The organism is Trinickia sp. (assembly GCF_051954495.1).
GTDB lineage: Bacteria > Pseudomonadota > Gammaproteobacteria > Burkholderiales > Burkholderiaceae > Trinickia.
This window is the reverse complement of the sequence record NZ_JBQCHR010000115.1, coordinates 13,825-29,758: the sequence shown is the minus strand read 5'-3', so window position 1 is coordinate 29,758 and position 15,934 is coordinate 13,825. Positions and strand designations below refer to the sequence as shown.

Genomic DNA, 15,934 nt, shown 5'->3' with positions numbered 1-15,934 from the left:
GAAACACATCATGTTGCTGATGATCGACAACTACGATTCGTTCACCTACAACCTCGTGCAATATTTCGGCGAACTCGGCGAGGACGTGCGCACTTATCGCAACGACGAAATCACGCTCGATGAAATCGAGGCGATGAAGCCCGATCACATCTGCCTGTCGCCGGGACCGAGCAATCCTCAACACGCGGGCATCACGCTCGACGTCCTGCGTCGATTCTCGGGACGCGTGCCGATTCTCGGCGTGTGCCTCGGCCATCAGGCGATCGGCGAAGCGTTCGGCGGTCGCGTCGTGCGCGCGCAAACCATCATGCACGGCAAGGTGAGCCGCATCGAGACCGACGGCAAGGGCGTCTTCTCCAATCTGCCCAAGCACTTCGACGTGACGCGCTACCATTCGCTCGCCATCGAGCGCGAATCGCTGCCCGACTGCCTCGAAATCTCGGCATGGACGGATGATGGCGAAATCATGGGCGTGCGCCATAAGACACTGCCCGTCGAAGGCGTGCAATTCCACCCCGAGTCAATCCTGTCCGAACATGGGCACGCGCTACTCGAGAATTTCCTGAAGGCATCGAAAGCCGCGCACGAGGCCGGCATCGTGCAAGGCGCGTAACACGCGACACGCGACACGGCACACCGCTGGGGCGGTAAGCCATGCAACGAACGACAGAGGCGCTCTCATGACCATCACTCCGCAAGAAGCCCTGCAGCGCACGATCGAGCATCGCGAGATCTTTCACGACGAGATGCTGCACCTCATGCGGCTCATCATGCGCGGCGACATGTCGCCCGTGATGGCGGCCGCGATCATCACCGGCCTACGCGTGAAGAAGGAAACAATCGGCGAGATTGCCGCGGCAGCCACGGTGATGCGCGAGTTCGCGCGCCACGTCGAGGTGCCCGACAACACCCATTTCGTCGACATCGTCGGCACGGGCGGCGACGGGGCGAATACCTTCAACATCTCCACGGCGACGATGTTCGTTGCCGCGGCCGCGGGCGCAAAAGTCGCCAAGCATGGCGGGCGCGGCGTGTCGAGCAAATCGGGCAGCGCCGATGTACTCGAAGCGCTCGGCGTGAACATCGATCTGCAACCCGAACAAGTCGCGGCGTCGATCGCCGAGACCGGCATGGGCTTCATGTTCGCGCCCAACCACCATCCGGCTATGAAGAACATCGCGCCCGTGCGTCGCGAGCTTGGCGTGCGCACGATCTTCAACATTCTCGGCCCGCTCACGAATCCGGCCAGCGCGCCCAATCAGCTGATGGGCGTGTTCCACGCGGATCTCGTCGGCATCCAAGTGCGCGTCATGCAGCGCCTCGGCGCGAAACACGTGCTAGTCGTCTACGGCAAGGACGGCATGGACGAAGTGTCGCTCGGGGCAGCAACCTTGGTTGGCGAGCTGCGCGACGGCCAAGTGCATGAATACGAAATTCACCCGGAGGATTTCGGCCTGCAAATGGTGTCGAATCGCACGCTGAAAGTAGCCGATGCGAACGAATCGAAAGCGATGCTGCTCCAAGCGCTGGAGAACCGCCCGGGCGTCGCGCGGGAAATCGTGACGCTCAATGCGGGCACGGCGCTCTATGCCGCAAACCGCGTCGCGTCCATCGCAGACGGAATCGAAGTGGCGCGCGAAGCCATCGCCACCGGCCGCGCACGCGAGAAGGTCGACGAGCTCGCGCGCTTCACGCAGCAATTCAAGCAATAACGCCGTCATCCGGCACCAGCAAAGAAAGGGCTTCGTCCATGAGCGACATTCTCGAACGGATCATCGCCGTCAAGCGCGAGGAAGTGCAAGCGGCAGAGTTGAGCGCGCCACTCGAAGAACTGCGCCTCGAAGCATCGGCGCGCGATTTGCGCGATTTCGTCGGCGCACTGCGCGCCAAGCACGAGGCTGGGCAAGCCGCCGTGATCGCCGAAGTGAAGAAAGCGAGCCCGTCCAAGGGCGTGCTGCGCGAGCATTTCGTGCCGGCCGATATCGCACGCTCGTATCAAAAAGGCGGCGCGGCCTGCCTGTCGGTATTGACCGACGTGCAGTTTTTTCAGGGGGGCGCGGCGTATCTGGAAGAAGCGCGCGCGGCATGCGATCTGCCCGTCCTGCGCAAGGACTTCATCATCGATCCGTATCAGATCGTCGAAGCCAGGGCGATGGGCGCCGATGCCATTCTGCTCATCGCGGCCGCGCTGTCGGTCACGCAGATGCAGGATCTCGAAGCCTTCGCACATTCCCTCGGGCTAGCCGTGCTCGTGGAGGTGCACGATCGCGACGAGCTGACCCAAGCGTTGACCCTCAAGACGCCGCTCATCGGCATCAACAACCGGAATCTACGGACTTTCGAGACGTCGCTCGACACCACGCTCGATATGCTCGACGCCCTACCGGACGATCGAATCGTCGTGACCGAATCGGGCATCTTGTCCCGGGCCGACGTGGAACGCATGCGAGCGAATGGCGTCCATACGTTTCTCGTCGGCGAGGCCTTCATGCGCGCCGACGATCCGGGCGCCGCGCTTTCGCACATGTTCTTCTGATTCGCTTTCGCCCCGGCGCATTCATTTTTCCGAGACGACTCATGGGCATCGAACGCGAAATCAAGCTGGCTCTGCCGCCCGAGCAGGCCGCCGCCGCCGACCGGTTCTTCACCGCGGCGGCCGGCGCACCGGGGCGGGACGTCCCGCTCGCCAACCTCTATTTCGATACGCCCTCGCTGGCGCTCGCCGGCGCCAAGATCGCGCTGCGCCTGCGCAAGACGCCCGACGGCTGGCTGCAGACGTTGAAGGCGGCAGGCACGGCCGAGGGCGGCATGCATAGCCGCCACGAGTGGGAAACGGCGGTCGCCGGCGAGTCGCTCGAATTCGACACGCTGGCGGCCGCTTGCGACGACGCGTCCGCGCTCGCCGCCCTGCGTGCGGCCGCGCCGGAACTCGGCGAGCGCTTTCGGACGACATTCGTACGGCGTCTTTGGCGATTCGAGTTCGATGGCGCCCGCATCGAGGCCGCGATCGATCGCGGCGAAGTCACCGCGCCCGCGGAAGGCGAAACGCGCCGCGATGCCATCAGCGAAATCGAGCTCGAACTGCTCGACGGCGACGAGCGCGCGCTGCATGCGCTGACGGCCAAGCTTTCGGCCGCGGTGCCCGGACTGACACCCGAAAACGTGAACAAGGCGCAACGGGGTTATCGACTGTGCGCGCGATGAAGACGAGAACCCGGGCCGCTGCAGCCCGAAGCGACGACGCGCAAGGGTCGCTGCTGTTCGAGACGACGGCCGACGCCGTGGGCAATCCGGCTCCGTCGTCCCGCACCCCTCATGGGCTCTGCAAGCCGCTCGAATCCCAGTTCGACGCATTGCCTCCAGCTTGGCGCGAGCACCTGAGCTCATTCATCCACAGCCCTGCGTATCGCCCCCTCTGCGCCTTCGTCGATGGGCAAATCGACGCGGGCAAAACCGTCTATCCGGCCGAGGTGTTTCGCGCCCTGCGCCTGACGAGTCCCGACGACGTCAAGGTCGTCATCGTCGGACAAGACCCTTACCACGGCGACGACAAAGGCCACCCGCAGGCGCATGGGCTGGCATTTTCAGTACCCTCGCCCGTGCGTCCGCCGCCCTCGCTGCGCAACATCTTCAAGGAAATCGCCGCGGAATTCGGGTACGACATGCCGCAACACGGCTGTCTCGACACCTGGGCCCGCCAAGGCGTGCTGCTGCTCAACACCGTGCTGACAGTGGAGCAAGGCCAAGCGGCCAGCCACGCGAAGCAAGGCTGGGAAGCCTGCACCGACACGTTGATTCATGCGCTGGCTCACCGGCACGAGCACCTGGTCTTCATGCTCTGGGGCGCTCATGCGCAAGCCAAGCGCGCGCTGCTCGACGCGCGGCCGCATTGCGTGCTCGAGGCCCCGCATCCGTCGCCGCTTTCGGCGCATCGCGGCTTTCTCGGCTGCCGCCATTTCCAGCTCGCCAACGACTATTTGACCGCGAACGGCCGCACGCCGATCGATTGGCGGCTGCCGGAAGCCGAAAGTTGAAGCGCGTCTAAGAAGCAACGGGCAAACGCGAAGCGCCGCGCCGCCCGGAGGCGGCGCGGCGTGTGCATATCGACGTCGATGACTTAGGCCGCGGCTGCGATAGCCTCGCGTGCCGAGGCAAGCGCGGCGCCCGCTGCGTCCGGGCCGAGGTTCAGCCCTTCGGCGTAGATGAATTCGACATCGGTGATGCCGATGAGCCCGAGGAAGGACTTGATGTGCGGCGTTTGGCTGTCATGCGGCGTGCCGACGTACTTGCCGCCGCGGGCCGAAACGACATAGGCCTTCTTCCCCTTCACGAGCCCTTCCGGACCGTTGGCCGTGTACCGGAACGTCACGCCGGCACGGGCGATCCAGTCGAAATACGTCTTCAGTTGCGACGAGATGCCGAAGTTGTACATCGGTGCGCCGATGATGACCACGTCGGCGGCTTGCAACTCTTCGATCAGCGCATCGCTGCGAGCCACGATCGCCGCTTGCCCGGGCGAGCGCTGCTCGGCCGGCGTGAAGAACGCGCCGAGCACCGCATCGTCGAGATGAGGCAGCGCATCGGTCAGCAAATCGCGCAGGACCAGCTTCGCGCCCGGATTCGCTTGTTGCAGCGTCGCAGCAAGTTCGTTAGCCAAAAGCGTCGAGTTAGCGCCTTGCGAACGCGCCGCCGAATTCAGTTGAAGGATCGTGGTCATGTCGGGCTCCAAGTAGGCTTGCGCATCGTTGCGCGAGTGAAGCCATTGTCACCATTGACCCGACACGGAAAAAGTAGGCTAGCGAGGACGCATTGTTGCAAAGATAGAACGATCAGCCGCGCAACCAGCGTTCGCGGGCGCGCCTGGAGGGCGCACCGCGTTTGTCGTCCGCCGCGGTCACCTTGTAGCGCGTCACCTCGGGCGCATCGAGCTTCACCCGCGCCACGCGCAGTTCGTCGCGCCGGAACGCATGAATGTCGACCATCGCCCCCGGCATGTACCGGGCTAGCAAGGTGTCGAGGTTCGACCCTGTCACGCGCAGCCCGTCGACGGCGATCAGCACGTCGCCGGCCGACAAGCCCGCCTTCTGCGCGGCGCTGCCGTCGTGTACGGCCGCCAACGTGCAGTCGGCCCCCGGGCGGATGCGTACGCCGAGGGACGGCTTTCCGTTGCCGTTCTTGCCGTTGGCGCTGCCCGGTTGCGGCTCGAGCGTGACGCCGAAGGGCTCGAACAGGGCGTCGAGCGGCAGATCCCGTGTGCCGTGCACGGCGTCTCGGAACAACGGCCCGAGGTCGACGCCCGTCGCTTCGGCGATCAGCGCCTGAACCTCGTCCTCGCCGACTCCAACCATTTTTCCATTGTAGAAGTGCCGGCCGAACCTCTGCCAAAGCAGACGCATGATATCGTCGAGCGACTTGCGATGCTCGGTGCGTGCGCGTATCGCCAAGTCGAAGGCCAACGCGACGAGCGATCCCTTTTGGTAGTAGCTGACGATTGCGTTCGGCGCATTCTCGTCTTGGCGGTAATACTTGATCCAGGCATCGAACGAGCTTTCCGCCACGGTCTGCTTCAAGCGCCCGCTCGCACGCAGCACCCCGCCGAGCGTCTTGCCGACGAGCGAGAAATAATCGGCCGGCTCGATGGCGCCGCTGCGCACGAGCATCAGATCGTCGTAATACGACGTAAAGCCCTCGAACAGCCAGAGCAGCGACGTATAGTTCTCGCGGGAAAGGTCGTACGGCGCGAACGCGGCGGGCTTGATGCGCTTGACGTTCCAGGTATGGAAGTACTCGTGGCTGCACAAGCCGAGATACGTCCGGTAGCCCTCCGACATCTCGGGCCGGCCCACCACGGGCAGATCGCCGCGATTGCAGATGAGCGCCGTCGAGGCGCGATGCTCGAGCCCGCCGTAGCCGTCGCTGACCGCTTGGGTCATGAAGACATAGCGGTCGACGGGCGCTTTTTTCGTGCGCGGCTCGAACAAGGCGATCTGCGTCTCGCAGATGCGCTTCAAATCCGCCTGGAGCCGGGCCATGTCGACCGACACCGTACGTCCCGCGATGACGATATCGTGCGGCACGCCATGCGCCTTGAACGTGGCGAGCGCAAAATGACCGAGCGTGACGGGGTGATCGACGAGTTCGTCATAGTTCTGCGCGCGGTACTCGCCGAATCCGTATCGCTTCGTGCCGCGTGCCTCGGGCAAAGCCGTTGCCACGCGCCAGTCGCGATAAGCAGCGCCTTCGGGCTTGCGGATATCGACGATGCAGGCAGCTTCTTCACGACCCGCCGGCAGCAAGAACAGGCTCGTCCCGTTGAAGAACCCCACCGTGTCGTCCAGGTGCGCCGTGCGCACGGACATATCCCACGCATAAACCTCGTAGCGCAGCGTGAGCGCTCCGCCCTCCTTCAAGGGCGCGGCTTGCCACGTCTGTTTATCGGTCTTCTCGACGCGGACCTTGCGCCCGGCCTCGTTGAATGCGCTCAACGTGACGATGTTGCGCGCGAACTCACGCACGAGATAGCTGCCCGGAATCCAGGTGGGCAGCGTAAAGCGCTGGCCGGCGGGGTCCGGATCGGCCAGCGTAAGCGTGACTTCGAAAAGGTGAGCGGCGGGATGCTTGGCGACGACGGCGTAGCGGATGGGCTTCATTAGGCAGCGAAAGGGGTCGGGTATTCGTTCTCGTTCGAAGCGCGGGCGCCGCTCAATGGGCGCGCGCCAACGCGCCGTTCAGTTCGTCCGCCGACACGGCGCCGGGCAAACGATGACCGTCGGCGAGGATGATCGTGGGCGTGCCCGTCACGTTCAGGCCGTGCCCGAGCGCGAGATTCTTGTCGAGCGCGGTAGTGTCGCAATTGGAGGCCGTGCTGGCGGGCGGTCGATGGTCGACCATCCACGCTTCCCACGCCTTAGCGCGATCGGTCGAACACCAGATCGCCTTCGACTTCGTCACGGAATCAGGCGAGAGCACGGGATACAAGAATGTGTAGACGGTGACATTGTCGATGGACTTCAACGTCGTCTCGAGCTGCTTGCAGTACGGGCAGTTCGGATCGGAAAAGACGGCCATGCGGCGGCTGCCGTTGCCCTTCACCACCTTGACCGCCCGATCGAGCGGCAAGCTCGCGAAGTCGACCTTGTTCAGATCGGCCAGATGCGCTTCGCTCAGATTGCTGCGCGTCTTCGTATCGACGAGATCGCCGGCGATCACGTAATCGCCGGTGGCATCGGAATAGAGCATCTGCGAGCCAAGATTGACTTCGTACAGCCCGGGGATCGGCGCCTTCGCGATGCTCTTGATTTGGACTTCCGGCAAACGCGCCTGGAGCGTCGCCTTCAGCTTGTCCGTGGTTTGATCGGCGCGAGCGGTGCAGCCGAGCGCGACGACGGCTGCGAGCGCCGCGACAGCCGCGATTCGCTTGGCGAGGGTCATGATGGTGTCCTTACAGTTCGGTTCAGGCGCCGCACGCTCAGTTGCATGCGGCAAGTCCAGCACAAGTCTACCCGTCCCGCGCGCCGCTATCCGAGCGCCGCCGAAACGAGCCAGCGTTTGACGAACGGTTGCGCGCCGACGAGCGACATGCCGGCATTGCGCACCGAGCGCGCGAGCGTGCCCGGCACGGAAAACAGCCGCTGCAAGCCGTCCGTCGCGAGCGTCAGCGCGCCGATATCCTCGCGCCGCGCGCGCTCGTAGCGACGCAGCAGCACGAGATCGCCCAGATCGCGGAAGGATTCCTTCGCGGCCAGCACGTCCGCCAGCGCGGCCGCGTCCCGCAGTCCCAAGTTCATGCCCTGGCCCGCGAGCGGGTGAATCAGGTGCGCGGCATCGCCGATCAGCGCCACACGGGGAGCAATGAGACGATCGACCGACTGCAGCGCCAGCGGAAAGCCATGCGCGGTCCCGACGCATTCGAGCGAGCCCAGCCGCGCGTGCGTGACTTGCTCGACGGCCGCCTCGAGCTGAGCCGGCGCAAGCGCGAGCAAGTCGCGTGCATGCGCCGTATCGGCCGACCATACAAGGGAGACATGCGAATCGGGCAGCGGCAGCAGCGCCACGATTTCGCCGTTGACGAACCACTGGTAGGCGGTTTCGCCGTGGGGTTTTTCGGCCTTGAAGTTGGCGACGACGCCCGTTTGCCGATAATCGCGCCGCGTCACGTTCGCGCCCATCTGAGCACGCACCCACGAGTGCGCGCCGTCGGCGCCGACCACGAGATCGGCCACCAGCACCTGGCCGCCTGCGAGCGCAAGGGTGGCGCAATCGGCTTTGACATCGAGCCCCTGCGCTCGCGTGTCGAACCAAGCCACCTGAGGCTGGAACCGCAGCGCCGCATCCAGCGCGTGTTCGATCAATGACGATTCGGCGATCCAAGCGAGCTGGGGCACCGCGGCTTGAAACGCGGAAAAATGGAGTTCGGCCAGCGCATCGCCGAACACGCGCATGTCGTAGACGGGTGCGAGCCGGTCGTGATCGAGGGCCTGCCAGATGCGCAGCCGCTCGAGCAGCGCCTGGGAACTGGCGGAAAGCGCATAAATGCGCGCGTCGAACGGGAGGTCGGCCGGGCGCGGCGCGGCGGGCTGCGCGACGAGGGCTACGCGCAACCCCGCTTGAGCCAGCGCGAGCGCGGCGCTCTTGCCGACGAGGCCGCCGCCGACGACGGCAACGTGGAACGTCTGATGATGGGCGGTCATGACGCGCAATTATAGTATGGCCAGCCGCTCCTCCCTCCCCGGCTCGCACTGACTACGCTGCGCCGCAACACCGCACCCTCGCCGGCCGTGGCGAATAGACAGTGCGCACGGGGATCGAGCACGCGCCACTCCTCCCGTAGGTCCGCCCCGCGACAACGCGTAGTTTTCGCTCGAAAACTACGAAACGCTATTCAGTGCAACCGATTTCGATCGCGGATAGTTAGGAATACACCCAAAAATCCAGCAAACCCTTCGACGCGCACCCGTTTCGCGGCGGTGCAGCGTCGACGCCGTTTTCGGAGGAACGATGGTCGCACCGACGGATTACCCCAGGCCCACTCCGCCGAACCCGACACCGGGTATAGACCCGCAGCCGCCGGGCGCCAAACCAAAGCCCACGAACACGGCGCCGCCGCCCCAACAAGCGACTACGCCGAAGCCGCCCGACGCAACGGTCATCGCGAAAAAGCTCGCGGCTGGGCAGGACCTCAAGGCCGGCGAGGCGATTCGCTCCGACAACGGTCAGTACGAGTTGCAAATGCAGAAGGACGGCAACCTCGTCCTCTACGATGTGGCGAACGGCAAATCGCTGTGGTCGTCGAATACCTCCGGCAGCGGCGCGCAAGTGGCAAGGCTTGGCAAAGACGGCAATCTGCAGGTGCTCAACGGCGATCGTGCGGTGTGGTCGAGCAATACGGCAGGCCGCAGCGATGTCACGCTGATCCCTCAAGACGACGGCAATCTCGTTCTCAGCGCGAAAACGGCCACGGTGGGCGCACCGCCGGCCGACGTGCCGGTGTGGAGTTCGAAGACCGAGGCGCTGCCGATCGCCGTGGCCGGCCAAAACGGCGCGACTCAGCAACAGGCCATTCCTACCCAGCCCACGCCCGCCGCCACGTTCGGGCCCGGCCTGCCCGAACTCGGCCTGCAGAACTTCACGATTCATTGCCCCGAATCGTCGACGGGATCGGCTTGGACGATCTTCGAGGACAACGGCGTCAAGGGCTTGCCGGGCACGTTGAACGACAACCTGGCCGCCACGCCCTACCTCGACAGAAAAGCCTTCGGTACACGAGCGGCCAACCCGCAAGACGCCGTCTATAAGATCCCGAACGGACAGCAGGTCACGATCCTCGATAAGAATCGCCTCGCCTATCTGGAACAGGAACGTACGCAGATTGCCGATGTCGAGCACGCGAGCAATCCCGACGACAAGGATAAGAAGACCGTCGCGCTCGCCAATACGATCGAAGACGAGCTCGACTACGCCGGCACGCAGCAGGCGTTGCCCGACCCCGATGCGCTGGCTCAATCGCTCTCCGCTCGGGCCCCGGGCGACAAGGACTTTCAAACGGCCGTGCAGGCCGGGGTCGTGCTTTACAAGGCGCGTCTCACCGCCGAAGGTAGGACGGCCGATCAATTCGGCGCGATCCAGAAAGCGGCCGCGAGCGGCGACTGGGCCAGCGTCCGCAAGTTGACCGCGCAGCAGATCGCGGCTGGCGCCGACGGCACCACGGGTTCGACCGCGCTCGGCAAGATGCTGGCCAAAGGCGGCGTCTATTTGACCTTCGCCACCGGCGACCCGAAGTTCGCGCAAAACGTGCGAGCCGGCATTGCCGACGCGCAGCAGCAAGTGCTGCTCGACAATCCGATCGGCCAGGTGCAAGCCGCGTATCAGAAAGGGGGCGGTGCGGCGGCGATGGCGGCGCTGAACAAGATCACCGACCCGCAAACGGCGTTGCCGGGCCAGGTCGCGCAGATCATGTCCGACCCGCGCATCCAAGGCGTGGTGAAGGACAGTCTCGACAAAGCCAACTGGTCGGACAGCAGCGCGAAGCAGATGATGAGCGATTTGGGCGCCGCCTGCCAGCATGCCATCGAAGCCGATCAGGGCGAACGCGGCAACGGCGCGAAGGCGGTCGACGCGATCGCCAAGCAGGTGCTGACGGTGACCGGCAAAATCAACGACACGCCGCACCTCATGGATGACCCGCAGCCTGCGACCCAGCTCTTCAAGAACCTGGCGTCGCAAGGGAACGTATCGCTCGGGCTGGCCGTCGCGGCGCAAGCGACTCAGCAGGGCGACGACGGCGACGCCGCGAGCGCGATCGACGGGACGCGCGCGGGCATCGACGTCTTCTCGGCGGACACCAAGTCGTTGAACGAGAAAACCGCCAAGGACGCGGCATTTCTCGCCGTGCCGCTGCACGATTTCGGCGGCAACAGCACGCCGGCCGAGCAAAGCGCTTATGTGCAAAAGCTACTGGCGGACAACCCCTCCGAGGCGAAGACGCTCAACGACGACGGCGTGAAGCTCGCCACGCAACAAGAGCAGCTCGACGGCATGAAGATGGCGCTGGCCTCGTATTCGCCGAGCCTGAATGGCGTCGAGGGGTTCAATACGCCGGTCGGGCGCGAACGCACGCAGAACCCGACGCTGCAGACGCCGTCCAAGAGCGTGATGAGCGCATTCGACAGCACGCCGGCCGTCGGCAATCAGAAGGACGCACCGGCGAACAGCTATACGAGCAACAAATCGCCGACCAACTATTACTGGCTGATGCGCTCGACGCGCAACGTCGCTTATCAGTCGATGGTGGCGTTCGTCGCCACCGATCCGTCGAAGCTGCCCGCTGCGTTCCAGAAATTCAGCATCAACAACCATATTCCCGACGGGCTGAAATCGAAGCTTTTCGCGCAAGACGCGAAAGGCTTGTCGTCGGGCTTCGTCAACGGCGGGCTCGTCGATCGCGCGAACAAGCTCTTGAGTTCGACGCTGTTCATGAGGAACGGCATGACCGTCATGGAGGGCTTCAACGTCGAGCCTCACAATGCCGCCGCGTGGATCGAAGACGGCAGCTACGCGTATCAGCACGAGGTGGTGGGACTGACGCAAGGGGCATCGGCGCTGCTGCCGCAAAACCTGTCGAAGATCCGCCCGGGCTCCGGCGCCACGGTCATCAAGGGCATCTTCGACGCTAGCAAGAGCAAGATCCTCGACGCGCAGGGATTGAGCGATCCGATGAAACGCCTGTTCACCGGCGTGGCCGGCGCCGCCTTGCGCGACACGATGGACGTGGCCTACCTTGGCATCGACGCGACGAACATGGTCGAGTACGCCAAGAACGCCAGTTCGATCGCCGATTACGAGCGCTCCGTCGGCGAGGGCATCAGCGCAGCCGGCGACCTCAGTTTCTTGATGGGCGCAGCCACCGGCGCGACGAGCGAGGCCGAGGTCGGTGCGTTGGGCGCCGATACGATATTGGGCTTGGGCGAGGGCGCCGTGGGCTGGACCGGTGTGGGCGCGGTGCTGATGCTCGTGGGCTCGGGCGTCTATACGATCGGCAGCGCCGAGGCCCATTCGCACACCTACGACAAGTACGACAAGCAGATGCTCGAAGCGATGGGCGTGCATTCCGATGTCGCGGAACAATTGGCCAAGCACGCGTTCACCTTCAGCGGCGACGCGCCGACGGCGGGCCCGTTCCTCGCCGAGTACTTCAAGAATGCGCATGTCACGAACAAGGACATGGTCGCATGGCTGAACTCGATGACGCCGAGTCAAGCGGACAGCATGGCATCCGAGCTCAAGTCGATCGACGGCCTCTGGCAGAAGCATCCGATGAGCGAACTCGGGCCGCAGTTCGACAACTGGCTGCTTGCCCACCAGATCATGCCGCCCGTTCAGCTCGTGGCCAACAACAACTGATGGGGCGCGACGCGGGCGACGACGCCCGCTTGCCGGCGACTGCGCCGTATCCGACGAAGAACGGATTCGGCGCAACCCTGTCGTCTTCGGCTAATTGGCAAGACACCGAACGATTCCAATAACCCTTTCGATGCGCGCCCGCCTTGCGGCGGTGCGCCATCGCCGCCGCACTCGGAGTAACAATGGTCGCACCGACGGATTACCCCAGGCCCACCGTGCCGAACCCGACGCCCGGCATAGAGCCGCAACCGCCCGGCACGAAACCCAAGCCGAACCCGCCCGCACCGAAGCCGAGCGCGCCCAAGCCGCCCGACGCTAAAGTCATTGCCCAGAAGCTGGCGGCCGGACAAGCGCTCAAGGCCGGCGAAGCGATTCGCTCCCCCAACGGCCAGTACGAGCTGGAGATGCAAAAGGACGGCAACCTCGTCTTGTACGACACGGCGAACGGCAAGGCGCTCTGGTCCTCCGATACGGCCGGCAGCGGCGCCCAAATTGCCAAGCTCGGCACGGACGGCAACCTGCAGGTGCTCAACGGCGATCACGCGGTATGGTCGAGCAAGACGACCGGATCCAATATCGAGTCGCTGACGCCGCAAGACGACGGCAACCTGGTGATCACCGCCAATACGGCCACGGTCGGCAAGCCGCCGAAGGAGACGAGCGTCTGGAGCTCCAAGACGGCGGCGCTTTCCGTCACCGTCGCGGGTCAGGACGGATCGAAACAGACGCCGGCGGTGCCGACAATCCAGACGCCTGCCGTCACGTTTGCGCCTGACTCGCCGGAGCTGGGCATCCAGACCTTCACGATCCATTGTCCGGCGTCGTCCACGGGCTCGGCGTGGAGCATCTTCGAGAAAGACGGCGTAAAGGGCCTGCCCGGCACGCTCAATCAGAATCTAGCGGCCACACCGTATTTGGATCGGCAGGCATTCGGCACACGCCCGGCCAACCCTAACGATGCGGTCTACAAAATCCCCGACGGCCAGCAGGTCACCGTTCTCGACAAGACGCGGCTGCAGTACCTCGAGCAGCAACGCTCGCAGCTCGCAGACGTCGAACACGCGAAGAACGACGACGACAAGGCGAACCAAACCGTCAAACTCGTCGGCTCGATCGAGGACGAACTCGACTACGCCGGTACGCAGCAGGCCGTCCCCGACGTCGACGCGCTTGCGAAGAGCATTTCGGCGCGAGCGCCCGGGGACAAAGATTTCCAGCAGGCGGTTCAGAGCGGCGTCGAACTCTATAAAGCGCGGCTGCAGTCTCAGGGCCGCACGCAAGATCAGATCGGCCTGATTCAGCAGGCCGCCGCCAAGAAGGATTGGAATCAAGTCACGAAACTCACCGCTCAGCAGGTGGCGAACAGCGTAGGCAAGGACACGGGCTCGAACGCGCTCGGCGACATGATGGGGCGCGGCAGCGTCTACGCAACTTACGCCGGCGGCGATCCGAAGTTCGCGCAGGCCGTCAAGGCGGGCGTCGCCCAAGCGCAGCAGCAAGTGCTCGTCACCGATCCGGTCAACCAAGTCGACACCGCCCTGAAACAGCATGGCGGCGCGGCCGCGATGGCGCTGCTGAACAAAATCACCGACCCCAAGACCGCGTTACCGGGGCAGGTGGCGCAGATCATGTCGGACAAGACGCTACAGGCCGACATCAAGCAAAGCTTGGAGAAGGCCGATTGGCGGGACGATTCGTCCAAGCAGATGATGAACGACCTGGCCTCGGCCTGCCAGCACAGTGTCGAAGCCGATTCGGGCGAAGTCGGCGCCGGAACGCAGGCAGTCAAGGACATCGCCGCCAACGTGGTGCCGCTCTACGACAAGATGAACGCGCAGCCGCAATTGATGGAGGATGCGCCTGCCGGTACGCAGCTTTTCACGAACCTGGCATCGAGCGGAAACGTGGCGCTCGTGCTGGCCGTCGCCTCCAAGGCGGGCGAGCTGGGTCGTCCGGACGTCCAGGCCTCCGCCATCGACGGGGCACGCATCGGCATCGACCGGTTTTCGTCCCACAGCAAGGATTTGAAAAGCAAGACCGAGGAAGACGCTGCCTTTTTCAGCTACGGCTTCCACGATTTCGGCGGGAACAGCACGCCGGACCAGCAGAGCCAGTATCTTCAAAAAATGCTGCAGCAAAACCCCGCGGAGGCCAAGAAGCTCAACGACGACGGATTGGCCGACATCGACCAAGATGAAAGTCTGGCTGGGATCCGGACCGCGGTTGCGGCGTTTTCGCCGGATCTGAATGGCGTTGAAGGGTTCAACCACAACGTCGGCAACGAGCGCTTCGCCAACCCGACCCTGCACACGTCGTCCAAAAGCGTGTTGACCGCGCTGAACGACTCGCCGCAGATCGAGTCGGGCAATACCGCCGCGACGGGCCCTTCGTCGGGCACGACGCCGACCAACATGCTTTGGCTCATGCGCTCGACGCGTAACGCGGCGTGGCAAGCGGGCAAAGTCTATTTGGGACTCCGGCCCGACACCATCAGCAATTTGAGCAAGAGCAACATCATTCCCGACGCGATCAAATCCAAGCTGTTCACCAAGGACGGGGCGGCGGCAAGCTGGGTCGTCAACCTGGCCGAACGATTCAATAAGGGCGTCAGCGGCAGCTTGTTCCTCGCCAACGGACAATTCCTCATGGGCGCGCTGGCGGGCGAGCCGCGCAACATCGGCAACCTCATCCAAGACGGCAGCTATATCGGACCGCATTTGTTCTTCGGCGCCACGCAGTCGCTCAATGCCGTGCTGCCCGGTAGTCTGGAAACCGTCCGGCCATACTCCGGCAACACGGCGCTGCAAAAGCTCATCTCGGGACAGCAAGACAGGATTCTGGCGTCGGGCTTGAACGATTCGGTGAAGACCGCGCTGAACGGGGTGCTAGGCACCATGGCCAAGGATACGGTCGACGGCCTGTATCTCGGCGTCGACACGACCAACGCGATCTATTACTACACGCAGGGCGGCTCGGCGGGCAACTACATCCGAGGAACCGGCGATACGATCAGCGCGCTCGGCGATGCTGCATTCCTGACCGGCGCGGCCGTCGATGCAGGCGTGCTCGGCGCGGACGGCGCGTTCCTCGGGCTAGGGGCCGGCGCGATCGGATGGACCGGCGTGGGTGCGGCCCTGATGCTGGTCGGCGCGGGCATCTATACCATCGGCAACGCCGAAGCTCACTCGCACAAGTTCGACGGCGCGGACAAGGCGCTGCTCGAAGCAATGGGCGTGCATTCGGACGTGGCGGAGCAACTGGCCAAGCATGCCTTTTCGTTCAGCAAGTTCCCACCTAGCGCCGGCGGCTTCTTCACGGATATATTCAAGAATCCGCAGGACATGGTGAACTGGTTCAATACGCTTACGCCCGACCAAGCGGACTCGATCGCCACCGACGTGAAATCCCTCGCGCCGAAGTTCAAGGACGACCCGGCCGCGGCGGTCAAATGGTTCCAAGAAGACCTGCAGTTCTGGGACGTCAAGCCGCCGCCCGCCTCGCAACTGGCAACCGGCTGAAGCGCGCACGGCGGCGA

11 protein-coding genes are annotated in these 15,934 nt (G+C 64.3%); 7 read left to right on the top strand and 4 right to left on the bottom strand.

The genetic code is table 11. The features are described from left to right. The first annotated feature begins 10 nt into the window (after positions 1-10). The 5 genes from ACTHNR_RS15455 (at position 11) to ACTHNR_RS15435 (ending at position 4,034) form a co-directional block, all read left to right on the top strand. Positions 11-613, top strand: coding sequence for an anthranilate synthase component II (locus tag ACTHNR_RS15455; RefSeq protein WP_440548534.1), 603 nt, complete (start codon positions 11-13; stop codon positions 611-613). Positions 614-680: 67 nt separating this feature from the next. Then, entirely contained in the window at positions 681-1,712 is a 1,032-nt protein-coding gene (trpD, locus tag ACTHNR_RS15450) for an anthranilate phosphoribosyltransferase (protein WP_440548533.1), read from the top strand. Between the two features lie 38 nt (positions 1,713-1,750). Further along, positions 1,751-2,536: an indole-3-glycerol phosphate synthase TrpC gene (trpC, locus tag ACTHNR_RS15445; RefSeq protein WP_440548532.1), complete on the top strand. Its 786-nt coding sequence runs from the start codon at positions 1,751-1,753 to the stop codon at positions 2,534-2,536. A gap of 41 nt (positions 2,537-2,577) precedes the next feature. Further along, a complete protein-coding gene (locus ACTHNR_RS15440) occupies positions 2,578-3,204 on the top strand; it encodes a CYTH domain-containing protein (protein WP_440548531.1) in 627 nt (208 codons plus the stop codon). Beyond that, positions 3,201-4,034 carry a uracil-DNA glycosylase gene (locus ACTHNR_RS15435; protein WP_440548530.1) on the top strand — a complete coding sequence of 278 codons (834 nt, stop codon included), beginning with the start codon at positions 3,201-3,203 and terminating at the stop codon, positions 4,032-4,034. Before ACTHNR_RS15440 ends, ACTHNR_RS15435 begins: the two co-directional genes overlap by 4 nt. A gap of 83 nt (positions 4,035-4,117) precedes the next feature. Here the strand turns inward: ACTHNR_RS15435 and ACTHNR_RS15430 are convergent, their stop codons facing one another. From ACTHNR_RS15430 to ACTHNR_RS15415, 4 genes are all read right to left on the bottom strand, one after another. After that, complete coding sequence (locus ACTHNR_RS15430) at positions 4,118-4,717, bottom strand: FMN-dependent NADH-azoreductase (protein WP_440548529.1); 600 nt, start codon at positions 4,715-4,717, stop codon at positions 4,118-4,120. A 112-nt stretch (positions 4,718-4,829) separates the two neighbouring features. Then, positions 4,830-6,650 (bottom strand): M61 family metallopeptidase, encoded by a 1,821-nt coding sequence (locus ACTHNR_RS15425; RefSeq protein ID WP_440548528.1) that lies wholly within the window; start codon positions 6,648-6,650, stop codon positions 4,830-4,832. Between the two features lie 52 nt (positions 6,651-6,702). After that, positions 6,703-7,431 carry a DsbC family protein gene (locus ACTHNR_RS15420; protein ID WP_440548527.1) on the bottom strand — a complete coding sequence of 243 codons (729 nt, stop codon included), beginning with the start codon at positions 7,429-7,431 and terminating at the stop codon, positions 6,703-6,705. An 86-nt stretch (positions 7,432-7,517) separates the two neighbouring features. Next, positions 7,518-8,690 (bottom strand): UbiH/UbiF family hydroxylase, encoded by a 1,173-nt coding sequence (locus ACTHNR_RS15415; protein ID WP_440548526.1) that lies wholly within the window; start codon positions 8,688-8,690, stop codon positions 7,518-7,520. Positions 8,691-8,997: 307 nt separating this feature from the next. Here ACTHNR_RS15415 and ACTHNR_RS15410 point away from each other — a divergent pair, with 307 nt between their 5' ends. Further along, positions 8,998-12,399, top strand: coding sequence for a hypothetical protein (locus ACTHNR_RS15410; RefSeq protein ID WP_440548525.1), 3,402 nt, complete (start codon positions 8,998-9,000; stop codon positions 12,397-12,399). Positions 12,400-12,581: 182 nt separating this feature from the next. Then, the gene (locus tag ACTHNR_RS15405; protein WP_440548524.1) at positions 12,582-15,917 is read left to right on the top strand and encodes a hypothetical protein; all 3,336 of its coding nucleotides are present in this window, start codon (positions 12,582-12,584) and stop codon (positions 15,915-15,917) included. Positions 15,918-15,934: the final 17 nt, after the last annotated feature.